The organism is Bacillus manliponensis (assembly GCF_000712595.1).
Lineage (GTDB): Bacteria > Bacillota > Bacilli > Bacillales > Bacillaceae_G > Bacillus_A > Bacillus_A manliponensis.
Genome location: NZ_JOTN01000001.1, coordinates 193,517 through 209,763 on the forward strand (window position 1 = coordinate 193,517; position 16,247 = coordinate 209,763).

At 37.7% G+C, this 16,247-nt stretch carries 13 protein-coding genes and 2 pseudogenes; 3 read left to right on the top strand and 12 right to left on the bottom strand.

The window, feature by feature from the left end:
* Positions 1 to 24 precede the first annotated feature (24 nt).
* The 3 genes and pseudogenes from wecB to galE all read right to left on the bottom strand — a co-directional run bounded on the left by wecB (position 25) and on the right by galE (position 2,988).
* Positions 25 to 1,143, bottom strand: coding sequence for a non-hydrolyzing UDP-N-acetylglucosamine 2-epimerase (gene wecB / locus BAMA_RS00860; RefSeq protein ID WP_034635153.1), 1,119 nt, complete (start codon positions 1,141 to 1,143; stop codon positions 25 to 27).
* 84 nt (positions 1,144 to 1,227) lie between these two features.
* Positions 1,228 to 1,923: pseudogene (locus BAMA_RS00865) on the bottom strand (nucleotide sugar dehydrogenase); the annotation flags it as partial.
* Positions 1,924 to 2,001: 78 nt separating this feature from the next.
* Positions 2,002 to 2,988, bottom strand: a complete 987-nt coding sequence (gene galE / locus BAMA_RS00870; protein ID WP_034635154.1) for a UDP-glucose 4-epimerase GalE — start codon at positions 2,986 to 2,988, stop codon at positions 2,002 to 2,004.
* A 485-nt stretch (positions 2,989 to 3,473) separates the two neighbouring features.
* On the opposite strand from galE, the gene BAMA_RS00875 reads away from it, so the two are divergent.
* The 3 genes and pseudogenes from BAMA_RS00875 to BAMA_RS00885 all read left to right on the top strand — a co-directional run bounded on the left by BAMA_RS00875 (position 3,474) and on the right by BAMA_RS00885 (position 8,158).
* Positions 3,474 to 4,544 carry a glycosyltransferase family 4 protein gene (locus tag BAMA_RS00875; RefSeq protein WP_034635156.1) on the top strand — a complete coding sequence of 357 codons (1,071 nt, stop codon included), beginning with the start codon at positions 3,474 to 3,476 and terminating at the stop codon, positions 4,542 to 4,544.
* Between the two features lie 244 nt (positions 4,545 to 4,788).
* Positions 4,789 to 5,394: pseudogene (locus BAMA_RS00880) on the top strand (polysaccharide deacetylase family protein); the annotation flags it as partial.
* A 94-nt stretch (positions 5,395 to 5,488) separates the two neighbouring features.
* Entirely contained in the window at positions 5,489 to 8,158 is a 2,670-nt protein-coding gene (locus BAMA_RS00885; protein ID WP_034635160.1) for a sigma-54-dependent transcriptional regulator, read from the top strand.
* 254 nt (positions 8,159 to 8,412) lie between these two features.
* On the opposite strand, the gene BAMA_RS00890 is transcribed toward BAMA_RS00885, so the two are convergent.
* The 9 genes from BAMA_RS00890 to BAMA_RS00930 all read right to left on the bottom strand — a co-directional run bounded on the left by BAMA_RS00890 (position 8,413) and on the right by BAMA_RS00930 (position 15,646).
* Positions 8,413 to 8,823, bottom strand: coding sequence for a CHRD domain-containing protein (locus tag BAMA_RS00890; RefSeq protein WP_034635166.1), 411 nt, complete (start codon positions 8,821 to 8,823; stop codon positions 8,413 to 8,415).
* 148 nt (positions 8,824 to 8,971) lie between these two features.
* Entirely contained in the window at positions 8,972 to 9,685 is a 714-nt protein-coding gene (chbG, locus tag BAMA_RS00895) for a chitin disaccharide deacetylase (RefSeq protein ID WP_034635168.1), read from the bottom strand.
* 220 nt (positions 9,686 to 9,905) lie between these two features.
* On the bottom strand, positions 9,906 to 11,231 hold the full coding sequence (locus BAMA_RS00900; protein WP_034635171.1) for a 6-phospho-beta-glucosidase: 1,326 nt from the start codon (positions 11,229 to 11,231) through the stop codon (positions 9,906 to 9,908).
* Positions 11,219 to 11,557, bottom strand: coding sequence for a PTS lactose/cellobiose transporter subunit IIA (locus BAMA_RS00905; RefSeq protein ID WP_034635173.1), 339 nt, complete (start codon positions 11,555 to 11,557; stop codon positions 11,219 to 11,221). The genes BAMA_RS00900 and BAMA_RS00905 overlap by 13 nt, the downstream gene beginning before the upstream one ends.
* A gap of 157 nt (positions 11,558 to 11,714) precedes the next feature.
* The gene (celB, locus tag BAMA_RS00910; protein ID WP_034635174.1) at positions 11,715 to 13,025 is read right to left on the bottom strand and encodes a PTS cellobiose transporter subunit IIC; all 1,311 of its coding nucleotides are present in this window, start codon (positions 13,023 to 13,025) and stop codon (positions 11,715 to 11,717) included.
* A 20-nt stretch (positions 13,026 to 13,045) separates the two neighbouring features.
* On the bottom strand, positions 13,046 to 13,348 hold the full coding sequence (locus BAMA_RS00915; protein WP_034635176.1) for a PTS sugar transporter subunit IIB: 303 nt from the start codon (positions 13,346 to 13,348) through the stop codon (positions 13,046 to 13,048).
* Between the two features lie 362 nt (positions 13,349 to 13,710).
* Positions 13,711 to 14,019 (bottom strand): PTS sugar transporter subunit IIA, encoded by a 309-nt coding sequence (locus BAMA_RS00920; RefSeq protein ID WP_034635187.1) that lies wholly within the window; start codon positions 14,017 to 14,019, stop codon positions 13,711 to 13,713.
* 8 nt (positions 14,020 to 14,027) lie between these two features.
* On the bottom strand, positions 14,028 to 15,329 hold the full coding sequence (celB, locus tag BAMA_RS00925; RefSeq protein WP_034635195.1) for a PTS cellobiose transporter subunit IIC: 1,302 nt from the start codon (positions 15,327 to 15,329) through the stop codon (positions 14,028 to 14,030).
* A gap of 14 nt (positions 15,330 to 15,343) precedes the next feature.
* A complete protein-coding gene (locus BAMA_RS00930) occupies positions 15,344 to 15,646 on the bottom strand; it encodes a PTS sugar transporter subunit IIB (RefSeq protein WP_034635197.1) in 303 nt (100 codons plus the stop codon).
* Positions 15,647 to 16,247 lie beyond the last annotated feature (601 nt).

The window sequence follows — 16,247 nt, forward strand, 5'->3', positions numbered from 1 at the left end:
AATAATCGAAAGAGTATACTTTCCTTATTTCTCATTAAAATGATCTAAAATCGCAGCTACGATACGTTCTGATGCTTTTCCATCACCGTACGGATTAGATGCTTGTGCCATTTTCGCATGCGCTTCTTCATTTGATAATAGTTCATCTGCTAATGAGAAGATTGTTTCTTCTTCTGTTCCTGCAAGTTTTAATGTACCTGCTTCAATACCCTCTGGACGCTCTGTTGTGTCACGAAGCACAAGTACCGGTACACCAAGTGATGGCGCTTCTTCTTGTACACCACCAGAATCCGTTAAAATTAAATGTGCACGAGACGCAAAATTGTGGAAGTCAATTACATCTAGTGGTTCAATTAACTGGATACGATCATGATCTCCCAAAATTTCTCCTGCAAGTTCACGAACAACTGGATTCATATGTACTGGATATACAACTTGTACATCTTCGTATTTTTCAACAAGACGCTTAATTGCACGGAACATGTTACGCATCGGCTCACCTAAGTTTTCGCGGCGGTGCGCCGTCATTAATACAAGGCGATTATTTCCAATCTTGTCTAGTACAGGATGCGTATATGTTTCTTTTACTGTTGTTTTTAAAGCATCGATTGCTGTGTTTCCTGTAATGAAAATTGCTGCTTCTTTTTTATTCTCTTGTTGTAAATTCGTCGCAGATTTTGATGTTGGTGCGAAATGAAAATCAGCTAATACACCTGTAAGTTGACGGTTCATTTCTTCTGGGTATGGAGAATATTTATCCCATGTACGAAGCCCCGCTTCCACATGACCAATTGGAATTTGATTATAAAATGCCGCAAGACCTGCAACAAATGTCGTTGTCGTATCTCCATGTACAAGAACAATATCTGGTTTTGCTTCTTTCATCACTTTATCTAAACCCTCTAAACTACGCGTTGTAATATCAATTAATGTTTGACGATCCTTCATAATATTCAAATCATAATTTGGTGTAATCCCAAAAATATCTAATACTTGATCTAACATTTGACGATGCTGTGCTGTTACCGTCACAATCGATTCAATTTGTTCTGGATGCTTTTGCAATTCCAAAACAAGTGGCGCCATTTTAATTGCTTCTGGACGTGTTCCAAAAATCGTCATTACTTTAATACGCTCTGTCATATCATTGCCTCTTTTCTTTCATCAATAATTATTGCTCCACACTATCATTATATAGGAGAATCCAAAACGGTAAAAGGAACCATTTTAAACGGTTTGTGATATCCCCCGATTACAAACTGATGCACGGCCCACAGAATAGTAATCCACCGCATAGTTTTTCACATCCTCTATACGATAACAATTCCTTCCATCAAATAAAATAGGCTCCTTCATTAAATTTACGTACTTGTTCATCTCGTACGTACAAATAACATCCCATTCTGTTACAATAAATGCTAATTCCGCTCCTGTAATCGCCTCATCTATACAAGTTGTATACTTAATTTGATTGAAGAAAGTCCGCTTTGCATTTCCTATTGCTTGCGGATCATATGCAACTACATGGGCACCTTGTTGAAGAAGTTCGTTAATAATAACGAGAGATGGTGCCTCCCTTATATCATCTGTATTTGGTTTGAATGATAAGCCGAGCACTGCCACTCGTTTTCCTCTTAAATCAACTGTATCTTTCGCTTTTTCAACAAGAGCCATCTGCTGTTTATTATTCACTTCAATCACCGCTTTTAATAATTGAAAATCATGGTGAACATTCCCTGCAATTTGAACGAGCGCTTTCGTATCTTTCGGGAAACAAGAACCTCCGTAACCAATGCCCGCATCCAAAAAACACGAGCCGATCCGATGATCCATACCAATTCCTTTCGCAACCTCTCCTATATCCGCACCTACTTTTTCACATATATTTGAAATTTCATTAATGAAACTAATCTTCGTTGCTATCCTCATTATATGAAAGGACAAATGAAACAACTGTTAAAGGTTTGTAAAAAAAAGAAGCTGCATATTTGCAGCTTCTTTTTACTTGCTATAGCCGTCTGGATGTGAAATATGCCACTTCCATGCCGTTTCAATAATCTCATGTAAAGAATATTTTGCTTTCCAGCCAAGCTCATCATAAATTTTTTGTGAAGAAGCAATAAGCTGGGCTGGGTCACCAGCGCGACGCTCACCATATAAGATATTCGCTTTTTTACCCGTTACTTCCTCGCACGCTTCAATAACTTCTTTTACAGAAAAACCTTTACCGTTCCCTAAATTGTATACTTCGTTTTCTTTCTGTTCTGTTTGCAAACTTTGAAGTGCCGCAATATGCGCTTCCGCCAAATCTGTTACGTGAATATAATCACGAATACACGTACCATCTGCTGTATCATAGTCCGTTCCGAAAATCGAAATCGCTTCGCGTTTTCCTAATAAATGTTGCAATATAATTGGAATTAAATGTGTTTCTGGATCATGATCTTCACCGATTTCCGCTGAAACATGTGCACCTGCTGCATTAAAATAACGTAGTACAACATATTTAAAGCCGTAAGCAGCATGAAAGTCTTCTAAAATGTGCTCAATCATTAACTTTGAACGACCGTATGGATTGATTGGATTTGTTACTGTATTTTCCGTAATTATATCTGTTTCAGGAATACCATACGTTGCGGCCGTAGAAGAGAAAATGAAACGATTCACGCCATGCTCCATCATCTTTTCTAACAACGTAATCGTTGCATTCACATTATTTTTGTAATATTTCAGCGGATTTACAACAGACTCACCAACAAGACTGTTCGCTGCAAAATGCATAACTGCATCAATTGCATATTTATTAAATACACGATCTAAATCGATTGGTTGACTTAAATCTCCAACTTCTAAAATAGCACGCTTATCAACGCTTTCACGGTGTCCCGTCGTTAAATTATCTAGCACAACAACTTTAAAGCCCTTATCTAACAATTCCTTTACGGTATGGCTGCCAATATATCCTGCACCACCAACGACTAAAATCATCTATACTCCCCCTACACTATTTATGTTATGAGCACTGCTCTCGCTGTCTCCATTGTAATATCAGTTACCATAAGTTAACACGAAACATAGTCGTTTCAGCGTGTAACACTTATAATAAAACAAACTTATTATATCATACAGCTTATAATGGGGGACGTCGCGAATTGTTCCTTGCTTATGTCTATCACACTACAGTTGTCCTCTGTTTTATAATTTCCGAAGAGAGATCAACTTCTAAAAAACGAATGACCAATAGACCTCACCGTAAAATATGTATTCCGTTCCATGTAGCAATCTTCTCGTCACCATTTACAAAAGCCCTTTCATTGTCATATATTTAATCAATTGTAAATGAACGGTAAATGAAAAAAAGATTGAATTCTACTTTTTTTGTGATACGATATGATATGAGTCGAGAAATATAAATTGTGATTTTTTTACAATAAGAAATTTCAATACGTTAAAATATAAAAGGTGGGGTATTAATGGACTCACAGATCATTTATGCAGTGCTCGCATCGTTCATTACCGTACTCGCTGTTACCCCTTTAGTCATTAAGTTAGCATTCAAAATTGGGGCTACAGATAAGCCAAATGCACGTAAAGTGCACCAAAAAGTAATGCCTCGTCTTGGCGGACTGGCAATCTTTATTGGTGTTGTTGTTGGCTGTTTCGTGAGCGGACTATATGAACAGCGTATTTTATCAATTAGTGTCGGTGCTGTAATTATTGTTGCCATCGGTATACTAGATGATATGTACGAATTATCTGCAAAAGTTAAATTTGGTGGACAACTTATTGTTGCACTGATGATTGTGAAGAACTTACAAATCTCAGTTCTCTATATTCCAGTTTTAGGGGAAACTGAACTTGGTTGGCTATCTTATCCGATTACAGTATTTTGGATTGTCGGTATTACAAATGCAATTAATTTAATTGATGGGCTAGACGGTTTGTCCGCTGGTATTTCATCTATTGTTCTTGCAACATTAGCATATATGGCTGCTACAAGTGTAACAGGAGCTGGTAATGCAATTATCTTGCCACTGGCACTTATTGCGCTTGCAAGTACAATTGGATTCCTATTTTATAACTTCCATCCCGCGAAAATATTCATGGGAGATACAGGAGCTCTATTTTTAGGATACTGCATTTCTGTACTATCACTTCTTGGACTATATAAAAGCGTAACATTATTTAGTTTTATCGTTCCAATTATTATTTTAGGTGTTCCTGTGTTTGATACGACGTTTGCAATTATAAGACGTATCGTAAATAACAAACCGATTTCAGCACCAGATAAATCACATTTACATCATCGCTTACTGGCGATGGGATTCTCACATCGAACGACAGTACTTATCATTTATGCATTCGGTATTTTCTTTAGTGTAAATGCGATTATTTTCTCTAGTGCAACATTATGGATGTCAATTGTTCTCTTATTCGCTCTTATCCTAATTACCGAAATTGTAGCTGAAGTAATCGGCCTTGTACATGAGCGTTACAAACCAATTATTTCATTTTATAAAAAGGTAAAGAAACGAGAAGAATAAGAACAGTATTGCCTATAAGAAAAAAAAGTATACAAGCGGTAACATTTCTTTTTGAAAATGTTACCGCTTTTCTTTTTCCAAAATATAATTGTTTGAGATTCCTGTAATTGGAACAGACTACAACTATAGTTACATATATCGTAAACTTGAAATTCGGGTGAACAGCATGAAAAATCGGACGCTTGTAATTTTTTTCATTCTTTCTTTTTGCTTTGTTTTACATACTCCTGTATTTGCTTCGGAAAAAGTAGCCTACTTAACATTTGATGATGGTCCTAACAAGTACACACCGATGGTTTTAGACATTTTGAAGAAAAAAAATGTCCACGCCACTTTTTTTGTTATTGGTGGACGTATCGCACGTTCTCCTGAAACAATGGATCGCATCGTACGAGAGGGACATTCTATCGGCTTACATAGCATGTCGCACGATGTAAAGCGTTTATATAATGGCGACCCTTTTGCTCTCGTTGCTGAAATGGAGCAAACGCGCACCATTGTACGAGCGACGACCGGTCTAGATTCTCAGCTCGTTCGTGTTCCCTACGGAAGCATGCCTTATTTAAAAGAAGATTATCGAAATGCACTTGTGAAAGAACATTATAAAATGTGGGACTGGACAATTGACACATATGATTGGAAAAGTAACGGGAATCCTTCAAATGTTGTACAACGACTAATAAATCAAACAGATGAAGAAATAGAAGTTGTACTTATGCACGATTCTGCCGTTACAGTCAAAGCTCTTCCTCAAATTATTGACTATTTACATTCACAAGGTTATACACTCCTTCCTTACGATCCTTCCTCTCACATAAAGGTGAATTTTTGGAAAGACAAAAGATTATGACAGCTTTAGTACACACTAAAGCTGTTTTTTCTTTTCACATTCTCTATTTTTGTGTACAATTTTAACTAATGATAATCTGGCGAGGTGAAAAACGATGAAACGAATAGACCTCATCTTTGATGCACTGCAAAATAAACGATATAAAGAAGGCGTAACAGCATCAGAACTCGCTACTCATTTACAACTCGACCGAGCAAATGTAAGTAGTGATTTAAACAAGCTTGTGAAAGATGGACGCCTATATAAAACGGGAACACGTCCAGTTCTTTTTTTCATTAACACAAACACAGATTTGGAAACGCCTTCAAAACAAACGACATCACTAGATACATTCGCAAAAGAAAATAAAAGTTTAAAGATTGCGATTGAAAAGGCAAAAGCTGCTGTTCTATATCCACCAAACGGGATGCATACGTTAATACTTGGTGAAACTGGTGTTGGGAAATCATTCTTTGCTTCTTTCATGCACGAGTATGCAATTGAAGTAAAACAATTAAAAGAAGACGCTCCTTTTGTAGTCTTCAACTGTGCTGATTATGCCAACAACCCACAGCTTTTACTTGGACAGCTATTTGGAATTAAAAAGGGAGCATATACAGGAGCAAATGAACAAAAAGGATTGCTAGAGAAGGCACATGAAGGCATTCTGTTCCTCGATGAAGTACATCGCCTTCCACCAGAAGGACAAGAAATGCTCTTTACCTTTATCGATAGAGGGGTTTATCGACGTTTAGGTGAAACGGAAAGCGAAAGAAATGCAAACGTATTAATCATTGCGGCCACAACGGAAGAACCAAATTCTTTTTTACTGAAAACATTTACGCGCCGTATTCCAATGACATTAACGTTACCACCTTTAAGAGAAAGGTCTTATGAAGAGCGATTCTCACTACTAAAGCTCTTTTTCAAAAACGAAGCCCTTCGTCTAAGAAAAGAAATTCACGTAAGTCCAAATGCAATGCGTTCATTTGTCTTTTATCAATGTCCAAATAACATTGGACAATTAAAAACTGACGTACAAATCGCCTGTGCAAAAGCATACTCTGATTTTGTAACAAAAAAGGGAGAGTACATCCGTGTTTCTAGCACAGATTTACCGTGGTATATGAAGGAAGGTTTATTTATCGAACGAAAAAGCCGTCACCTCTTCCAAGTACCAAACGAAACCTTTGTTTTCAGTGGGAATGAACATGTGCGTCAACAAGATGATAATTCATCACGCTCCTCTATTTATGAATTCATTGATCATAAATATGAGGAACTACAAGCACGTGGCATTGAAGAAAATGAACTAGAGCTATTAATTGAAAATGACATACAAAGCTTTTTCATGAAATACTTCAATCAAATGTCCAAAAAAACAAATCATGAAAATGTATTTAAAATTGTCGATCCAAGCATCGTAAATGTGTGTGAAAAGATTGCAGCACTTGTGGAAACACGTCTAGCAAAGACGTTTGATGAAAAAGTTTTTCTCGCTTTAAATCTACATGTACAGACAACTTTACAACGTATACGAAGTGGAAAACAAATTCACCATCCACAGCTCAATCAAATTCGTTCGAAGTATAAAGAGGCTTTCTCTGTGGCAATGCAAAGTATTCAACTGTTAGAAGAAAAATTACAAGTAACAATGCCGATTGATGAAGCAGGATTTTTAACAATGTTCTTCGTTGTTGACCCAATTCCAGCTACACAAACAGAGGTGAAGGTGCTCGTTTTAGCACATGGGAATGGTATCGCAACAGAAATGGCAAACGTAGCAAATGAATTGCTTGGGATTGAAGATGTAACAGGAATTGATATGCCGCTTCATGAATCTCCAAAAGACTTTTTAGAGCGCGTAAAGTTATATATGAAAACGCTAGAAAAACATATTAGCGGTTTGCTCTTACTCGTTGATATGGGGTCACTTGCTTACATTGGAGATTTATTACAAACGGAGTTTCATGTTCCTGTTCGTGTGCTTTCCATGACAAGTACACCACACGTATTAGAAGCAGCAAGGAAAGCACAGCTCGGCTATTCATTAGATGCTCTATACGATACAGTGAAAAATTTAACACCTTTCTATCTTGATATACAAGAAGAGAAGAAAAAATCAAACATGCAAATGAAATCGGTCATCTTAACTGCTTGTTTAACAGGAGAAGGAAGCGCACTAGCCATTCAAAAGATGCTCGAAAATTACTTGCGATTTGATAAAGAGATGATAGAAATTATCCCAATTAGTATCGTCCATCAAAAAGACTTAACAAAGATGATTGAGAACGTAAAGAAAGAGCGGAATATTATTTGTATCGTAACGAACTTTGACGTCCAAGTTCCGTGTTTAACATATCATTTCCAAGATATCGTCAATTACAAAGCGATTCAGCCGATTCAAGAGCTCATTATGTATGAAGAAACATATACAAAAATGGCTGATATGTTAGGGCAACAAATGAACCGAACTGACGGTGCTCTCATCATTAAAACGATTCGTTATGCGTTAAATACGATTCAAGAACTCATTAACTTACAACTAAATCCCGACAGCTTAATGGGAGTGATTTTACACATGAGCTGTATGGTCGATCGTCTCCAAAAAGGAGAAGATTTACTTCCTTATCCAGAGAAAGAAACGCGTAGGCACGATGAATATTGGATGTATATGAAAATCAAAAAAACACTGCAACCTATTGAAAAAACGTTCGAAATCAAGATTCCTGATGATGAAGTATTTTACGTGATGGATTTCTTCCTTAAAAATCAGCCGGTATAAAGTGAAACTTCCCTCAGTAGGGGGTTCTTCATCCTCCACTGAGGGTTAGTTGAACCAATCGGGCTTTTACGGGCTGTTAATCTCCCACCTAAACTTCTCTGAGTCCTCTAAGTTTTAAGGTGGGAGTCTTACAGCCCGTTAATGCGGGATGAAAAGATTAAAACCTTACTTTTTTAGGTTAGAAAGAGCTGTTGGCTTTTCAAAAATAAATAGAATGCAAACATGCCAAGAAACTGATTTCTTGGCATGTTCAATTAATGAATGTTTTGAATCTGTCCACGTATCTCCCCTTGTGGATGTTTCTCTGTGTGCACATTCACGTACGTATTTCCATTCTCCATTTCTCGTATCAATTCATGAATCGTTTTATCTTGCAATGGCCCTTCTAAGTCTTCATTTGTTAATATACCTGTTATAATTCCCGTATCAACACTAATGCTTGCAGTTAGTGGTCCAAATAAAAACGCTACGACTGGTCCATTTTGAACTTCCGTACCGAAATGGATGTGTACCGCTGTCACCTTTTTAATACGCTTTAGTGTTAATTTATAATAAAGCTTTGTGCCATCGTAATTCAAAATAAACTCCGTAACCCCATATGCAGCGGTTTGGACAGGGGGCACTTCATGCCTACCTTTCAACCTAGCAAAGAAATGTTTTTTCATCGCAGCAATCTACCCCTTTAACAAAGTCATTCTTCCCTTACCTATTGTATTGTGCACAGGGGTGGAAATATAACCATTCATTTTCAAATGAAAAAGAGGACTTTTAACAGTCCCCTTTCAAACGGCTATCTATTTAAAATCATCTTCATTACTTACCGTACTTCACAAGTTCCATTCCTTCTGGCAATGAAGCTTCTGTTAAAATACGCAATTCCTCAACACGTTTCATAACGTAAGATGAACGTCTTACAAGCTCTGGGTCAACATATGCTGGATGTACCATAATCTCAACTGTCATTCCATCTTGCACACGCTCCTTTAGTCCTATAAAGTAATTGTCTACAACGCCATCCGCATAAAAATCGGTAAGTAACGTATCAGAGAACGGACGGATTAGACGATCTTCTGCACAGCATCGTACTGGCAAATCATACTTCTCTGCCAGCCTTTCTACTACATTATGTAAAACTGGTATTGCATGAACGTGATGATGACTATCCAGATGCGTCGGTTTTAATCCATAAGATAGGAACTTTTCAATTTGTGCTGTCCATTCTCTTTCTACATCCTCTGGATTCATTACTTTACCTTCCCAAACCGTCGCCTGTTTATGAAATGTACCATCTTCTTGTACAAGAGATGGCACATCATCTAACAATGGTTTTCCCGCAGTTAATACAAGATGGATTCCAACACCAAGCGTTTTATGATGCTTCGCAAGCTGCACTGCATGTTCTACTCCTGGCATATTCATCATCATCGTTGCCGAGTTTACCAGTCCATTTACATGCCCATCAATAATCCCGTAGTTTACACCTTCTGAAAGACCAAAGTCATCTGCATTTACAATTAACTGAATCATGCGTATACCTCCTAAATGATATAGAAATCCAACAACCTAATAAACCTTCTTTTTACGTTTGGAGAGCAACGTTAGCCATGCATAGTAACGGTCACGGCCTCTCAATACACGTAAGAAACAAGTTCGAAACTCTTCCTATTTTATATACAAAAGCTAGCAAGTTGATATAGAAAAAAGCGGCTACGATGAGACCGCTTTTTTCTATATCATTTCTCGCACTCTATTTCTCTATTTTTTGAAAGAATTGCGGAAGATACTCTTTATGTGCTTCTAACATTTCATCTAAAATTTGTTTTGCCACTTTATCAGATGGTACAAGCGGATTAATTGTCATCGCAAGAAGCGCTTTATGATAATCGCCTGTTACAGCTGCATCAATTGTTACACGCTCAAATGATTTAATTTGCTGCACTAAGCCGCGCACTGCTACCGGTAGGTCACCAACAACAACTGGCTTCGGACCATCTTTTGTAATGACACAGTTTACTTCAACAGCGGAGTCATGCGGAAGATCTGCAATTGCACCGTTGTTTCTTGTGTTTACCGGTTGGATATCACCTTTATTATTATAAATAGAAGTAATTAAACTACATGCTGCGTCACTATAGTAAGCACCGCCGCGCTTCTCTAATTGTGGTGGCTTAATGTCTAAGTTCGGATCTTTATAAAGCTCAAATAAATCATCTTCTAATTGTTTTACGACTTCTGCTCGCGTTCCTTTTTCAAGAGCTGCTTGTTTTTCTTCTTCTAACATTTCGCTCGTTTTATAGTAATAGCGGTGGTATGGGCATGGAATTGCACGAAGCGCACGAATGAAATCAGGCTCCCAGTCAAGCGCTGCAATATTTTGCATTGAAATTTGCTTCTCTGGATCCGTTACTAACTCTAGTACACGATCCATCACGTTCACACCATCTAAATATACATTTAAACCATATACCATATGATTTAAACCAGCAAAATCAACATGTACACGCTCTGGTTCTACTTCAAGAAGTTTTGCAAGTCCCATGCGAATACCAATTGGTACGTTACATAACCCAACAACTTTTTGAATGTTCGTATGACGAAGAACTGCTTCTGTTACCATACCTGCCGGATTTGTAAAGTTAATGAGCCAAGCATTTGGACATAGCTCCTCCATGTCTTTACAAATATCTAAAATAACTGGTATAGTTCTCAGCGCTTTAAATAATCCACCTGGTCCGTTTGTTTCTTGACCAATTACATCATATTTTAATGGAATCGATTCATCTTTCCCGCGCGCTGCTAGTAAACCAACGCGAAGCTGTGTCGTAACGAAATCCGCATCTTTTAATGCCTCACGGCGATCAAGTGTTAAATGAACTTCAATTGGTAAACCAGACTTTTTCACCATACGTTTTGCTAGATTTCCAACGATCTCTAGCTTTTCTTTTCCTTCTTCTACATCTACTAACCAAATTTCACGAACAGGAAGCTCATGATAACGTTTAATAAAACCTTCAATCAATTCTGGTGTATAACTAGACCCGCCGCCGATTGTTGTAATTTTTATTCCACGCATGCTTCTTGTGCCCCTTTCACTCCGATAGTTTTATAAAGATCAATAAACTCTGAAGCTAGTTCTTTCACTGTAATCGCATTCATTAAGTGGTCTTGCGCATGAATTAATAGAATAGAAATTTCTGTTTTATCTCCTCTTGCTTCTGCTTGAATGAGCTCTGTTTGGAAATGATGTGCTTCGTTTACCGCTTCCTTCGCTTTTCCCATTGCTTCTTCAGCTTCTGCTAACTTTCCTTGCTTTGCATATTGAAGAGCTTCCATTGCATAGCTCCTTGCGTTACCGCTGTGTAAAATAATTTGAAATGGAATTTGCTCTGCTGTTGTCATAAAAGACGACCACCCTTCTATATATTCGAAATACACTACATTTTATTCACGATTTTCATATAAAGCCTTTCTTTTTCGGTGTTCTTTCAGTGCATTACCACTTACTAGAACAAGATATGTTCCTTGCGAATAGCTGAGTATCCGCAAGGAAGAAAAATTACATTTGTACGGAAGAATCATTTCCTGTTTGATTTGCAGTCTTCTCAGCACGTACGTAAGTGCGATCGCACATTAATACGAACGGTAAGTACATTGCAACTGCAATCGTGAAGTTGAATAGCTGTAATAAAATCCCTCTAATACTTCCACCAGTTGCAAGGTATCCACTAAAGATTGGTGGAATGTTCCAAGGCACTAATGCAACTGTTTTTGGTACAAGGCCAGTTGCCATTGCGATATACGTCGTAATAACTAGAACGACTGGTGTAAATACGAACGGAATGAATAAAATTGGATTTAATACAATAGGTGTACCGAAAATAACTGGTTCGTTAATATTGAATAAACCAGGTGTAAAGGATACACGGTTCATTGCACGCAGCTGTGAGCTTTTCGCTACAATAAAGATTGCTACTAAGAATGCTAACGTCGCACCAGAACCACCCATGTAAATGAATACATCAAAGAATGGTTTTGTGAAAATGTATGGTACATCGAATGCAGAAACACCTTCACCAAATTGCTTAATGTTTTTCTCTAAAGCTGGTAAGTAAATTGGATCAATGATACCACCAAGAATGTTTGGACCGTGTAAACCAAAGAACCATAATACGTGAACAAGCAAGGCAACGATAATTGCACTTGGTAATGTTGCCGCTAAACCTTGCAGCGGCATTTGAATTGTTTCAAATACCATTTGGTGAATGCTTGTATCTGCTAATTTCACAGCTAACTGAATACTTGCAACAATAAATAAGATAATTGTTGCTGGCAGTAATGCCGCAAACGACTTAATAACTGCTGGCGGTACACTTTCTGGCATTTTAATTGTAATGTTCTTCTGAAGTAAGAAACGGAACAACTCTGTTACAACAAGTGCCGTAATAATTGATACGAATAACCCTTGTGCCCCTGTCCAAGCGAAATCAAGACCGCCTTCTTTTGGCGTTGTTGGGGAGATGACAATTAAAGAACCGAATGTAATAATTGCTGCTGATAGTGCATCTATCCCGTAAGATTTTGCTAAATTATAACTTACTCCTATTGCAACTAGTAATGCTAAAATTGCAAAGGAACCTGTCCACATTCCACCACCAATTTGTTTCCAAGTATCTCCGAAAAGATCTTTCATAAAATTTTGGAACACATCAATTGGTAAAGTATTAACAAGTGTTGCCAATGAACCAATAATAATAAGTGGCATAACTGCGATAAAACCATCACGAACTGCTACTAAATGACGCTGTGAACCAATCTTCCCTGCAACTGGAACGACATATTTGTCCATGAATGCAATAAACTTTTGCATTTTTTACTCCCCCCTAATTATTATTTTTTTAATGTAAGAGCATAATCTAGAACAGCTTCGCCATTCATCATGCCGTAATGCATAGCGTTAATGACATCGATGCCGATATTTCTCTCATCTGCAAGCGGTTTCAAAGAAGACAACATATAACGAACTTGTGGTCCTAATAATAATACATCGGCTTCATCAATATTGTTTTTTACTGCATCCCCAGATACAGCCCAAATCTTTCCTTCTAACCCGCGAGCTTTCGCAGCCGCTTCCATTTTTGTAACTAACATACTAGTAGACATCCCTGCTGAGCAACAAAGTAAAATATTCATGTGAAAATCCCCCTATGAGTAATCATTTCTTTTTTTATTTGTACACCTTTTATTAATGCAAGTACCGTGCCAACTTTTTGAAACCGCTTTAATAAAGGCCTTTTTTCGACTGTTTTCGTTGTGTGTTAACGTTTTCATTTTGTGTGTCACATAAAAAATGATTGTGTGTTGCTAACTTAACACACAATGGATACAAATTGGCATGAAATAGAGTTTGTGTTTAGTTATCTATATGTGTGTTTTGTAGAATAGTAGGAGTTTTTGTTTAGAAGATTTTGTTGGATTGTGTAAAACAGCCGATTAGCTTACTAGAATAGCCGATAGACCACTTCCAAATAATAAAAAAAGAAGGGTTCCCCCTTCTACAGTACCTTCCTATATAAATGAATGAACTCATTCACTAATTCCTTCACTGTCATCGCATTCATTAAATGATCTTGCGCGTGCACCATCAGAAGGGTTGGCTCTGTTTTTTCTCCGCCAGCTTCTTTTTGAATGAGTTCTGTTTGTAATTTATGCGCTGCTTTTAATTCATTCTCTGCTTCTTGTAATTTTATTTCTGCCTCTTTAAATTCTCCTTGCTTTGCGAGCTGAAGGGCTTCCATCGCGCAGCTTCTAGCGTTCCCGCCATGTAAAATCAAATGAAATGCTATTGTTTCTAACGTATTCATATGTTTTCTTACGCTCCTTGTTCTTCTTCTAATTTCTGTTTATCCCATATTTTCAAGAATGGTAAGTAGATACAAAATGCTACCGCGAAGTTAACAAGCTGCAATACAACAGCAGAAATCTTGCCACCTGATGCTAAGTAACCGCTAATAAAGATTGGTGTTGTCCACGGCACGGCAACTCCGCTTGGTCTTGCAACGAGCCCCCATTCCATCGCAAAGTATGAAATAATTGTTAAGACAACTGGTGTAAGAATGAATGGAACAAGAAGAAGTGGATTTAATACGATTGGCATACCAAACGTTACCATTTCATTAATATTGAAAAGACCCGGTCCAATGGAAAGCCTACTTAAACTCTTCAGCTGCTGGCTACGCGCAAAAAGGAGCATTGCAAACACAAGTGCAAGTGTTACCCCTGATCCACCCATAAAGATCCATAAGTCAAAGAACTGTGCTGTAACTGTGTTTGGTAACTCTTCTCCAGCTTGATAAGCAACGCGGTTTTGATCCATTAACGATAACCAAATTGGGCTCATAACCCCACCAACAATGGCCATCCCATGAATTCCACACGCCCATAATAAATGAATAAGAAGTACAGCAATAATTGCTCCAAATAAACTTGCTCCAAGCGCACTTAATGGCTCTTGCAGTAGCTGTCCAACGATATTGTGCATGCTTTCAAACGAAGTATTTTCAACAATTAAGCGTAAAATCCACACGACGGTTATGACAACAAACCCTGGCACAAGTGCAGCGAACGAACGAGTCACTGCTGGTGGCACACTTTCTGGCATTTTAATAATAATCTTTTTTTGTACGACAAATCGATAAATTTCAGTAGATATAATAGCTATAATCATCGCCACAAACAAACCTTGACTTCCCATTAGTGCAGCAGGAATCACACCTTCAACAAGTGCTGCTTCCTTCATTCCTTCACCTAAAAAATTAATTTGAAACGGTGTTACAAGTAAAAACGATACAACGGATAACGCTCCAACTGCCAGTGAATCTACTTTATATTTCTCTGCTAATCTGTAAGCGATTCCAAAACTGGCTATTAATGCCATCATACCAAATGTTGCATTAACAGGGTACCCTAGTGCTTTTTGCCAACCATCTCCAAATATATTGGCCATAAACTCACTATAACCGTTAATCGGTAACGAACTAATAATGAGGAAGAAAGATCCGATAATGAGAAATGGCATCGTTAAAATAATTCCATCTCGTACCGCTTGCAAATGACGCTGCTCTGCAATTTTTCCTGCCACCGGCATAAAGTACTTCTCTAAAAACGCAATCATCTCTCCACTCTCCCTTATACTCTCATTGATAGCGCTGCTTCTAAGACCGCTTCTCCATTGCAAAGCCCATAATGCATCGGGGCAATGACATCAACAGGAATACCTTTTTCTTTACAAAGCTCTTTCATCTTTGGAAGTAAATAGCGTACTTGTGGACCAAGCAGTAATACATGAGCAGCATCGATATGATCATGGACTTCCGATTGAGATACAGCCCAAATTTTCGCATCTACCCCTTTTGCCTCTGCCGCTTTCTCCATTTTTGTCACAAGCAAACTTGTCGACATACCAGCATTACAGCAAAGTAAAATATTCATTCAATCCCTCCCTTTTCTTTAGGTGGCTAAAATCGTAGCAGCATCAACTTTATGTACATGACTAGGTTACAAATATATATGTCTATATTACTTAGGATATGACAAGCGTATTGAAGAAATTTAGTAACTACTCAGTTACTCTATAAAAAACAACAATCCTTTTTTAAAACGGGCCAGTGGGACTGGCGATGTATAGAAGCGGTCAGTTCCTTTTCCTACCACGTGCAAAGTTTGAAAACAAAGAAAGCAGCAAGGTGTAGGGCAATTTTTATCTTCATAGCAGCAATTTGTTCACTTGGATAATCCCCTTTACCAAACTTTTAAATTCAGTGTAGGTCTTAGTAGTTACGAAATTTATATATAAATACAAGTTAAAGAACGAACCCACTTTCTTTTTTGGTAGAACAGTAGGTCCCTCCATGTGCACCTTTCCCTACCGCGCGCCAAGTTACAACAGATGGATGAAGTGCGTACATTTCCATTCTTATATACGGGCGTTTGAAACAGTTAAGTTGGATATGCAAAATTAGTATATAAAAATTATACATATAACAAAAAATAATGAGTTTTCCTTCTTTTTTTACTTTATAATCTTCCTAGA